The 1383-nt window shown below is 64.6% G+C and carries 2 protein-coding genes; both read right to left on the bottom strand.

What is annotated here, in order from left to right; translation table 11 throughout:
• On the bottom strand, window positions 1-365 hold a 365-nt coding region (locus AC0L3X_RS07370; protein ID WP_473316336.1), incomplete at its 3' end, for a flagellin N-terminal helical domain-containing protein.
• 268 nt (window positions 366-633) lie between these two features.
• On the bottom strand, window positions 634-1383 hold a 750-nt coding region (locus AC0L3X_RS07365), incomplete at its 5' end, for a flagellin (protein WP_473316335.1).

Genomic DNA, 1383 nt, shown 5'->3' with positions numbered 1-1383 from the left:
TGCTGGATCTGGGTGATGTCGGCCTGGATCTTGGTGCGGTCGATACCAGCGGTCTTGGCTTCGACCAGCAGCGCCTGGAGCTTGGTCAGGCCGCCGGTCTTGTCGCCGACAACCGCGGTCAGAGCGGTGTATTCGGTGTCGACCGTCGCAGCCGACAGACCGAGCGAGTCGGAGACGGCGGAGAGCGCGGCGTTGTCGGCGCGCATCGACGTTGCGATCGACCAGTAGGCGGCGTTGTCGGAAGCAGTGGCCACGCGCTGGCCGGTCGAGATCCGGTTCTGCGTGGTCGCGAGCTGCGAGCTGACATTGCGGAGGGTCTGCAGCGCAGTCATTGCAGACGAGTTGGTGAGCAGACTTGAACCCATTTTTGATGTCCCTTTGAAGATTGAACTGTTTTTGGGGACATACCGGGCTTGCACCGGTACGACAGGGCGGCGTCATGCCTTTGGGCGGCGAAAAAGCAGGCCCAACCTGTCGTAGCGGCGACGATAGCGCGCGAAGCTTGTGCGAGGCTTGTGGCTCTGTGCCCGGACTGCAACAGGGCAGCCGAATTTGCGGCGTGCGCGCGGCAACACACCAAACGAAAGGGCCGCGCTTCGCGAGAAGCGCGGCCCTCCCCAGATGGTCTAAGGCTTAGCGGAACAGCGACAGGATGCTCTGGCTGCTGTTGTTGGCGATCGAGAGCGCCTGCACGCCGAGCTGCTGCTGGACCTGGAGGGCCGCCAGGCGGGTGGACTCCTGGTTCATGTCGGCGTCGACGAGCTGGCCGATACCGCGATCAACCGAGTCCATCAGCGACTTCACGAAGTCCGTGTTGGTCGAGATACGGGTCTTGACGGCGCCGAGGTCGGCGGCGGCCGAAGCCACCGAGTTGATCGCAGCGGTGACCTGCGTGATATAGCCGTCGAGCGTGGTCTGGTCAGCCGCGGAGTCGGTCAGCGCGGAGATGCTGAGCGTGTCGATCGACGCCGCGCCGCTCACCTTGTCCAGGAAGCCGCCCTGGGTCGCGGTGTAGAGCGAGTAGTTGGCGGTGGTCAGGGTGATCGAGCCCGTGGTCGGCGTGCTGCCGACTCGGGAGAACGACGACACCAGGTTCACGGTCGCCGGGGTGGTGGCGGTCGTGCTCAGCCAGTTCACGCCGTTGAAGGTCGCCGCATTGGCTGTCGCCTTCATCTGCTGCTGGATCTGGGTGACGTCCGCCTGGATCTTGGTGCGGTCGATACCAGCGGTCTTGGCTTCGACCAGCAGCGCCTGCAGCTTGGTCAGGCCGGAGTCCTTGTTGCCGATAACCGTGGTCAGAGCGGTATATTCGGTGTCGACCGTCGCAGCCGACAGACCGAGCGAGTCGGAGACGGCGGAGAGCGCGGCGTTGTCGGCGCGCAT

This window comes from Bradyrhizobium sp. MI1.7 (assembly GCF_055811795.1).
Note: the sequence above shows the minus strand (reverse complement) of the source record. Positions and strands in the feature narration are given on the sequence as shown.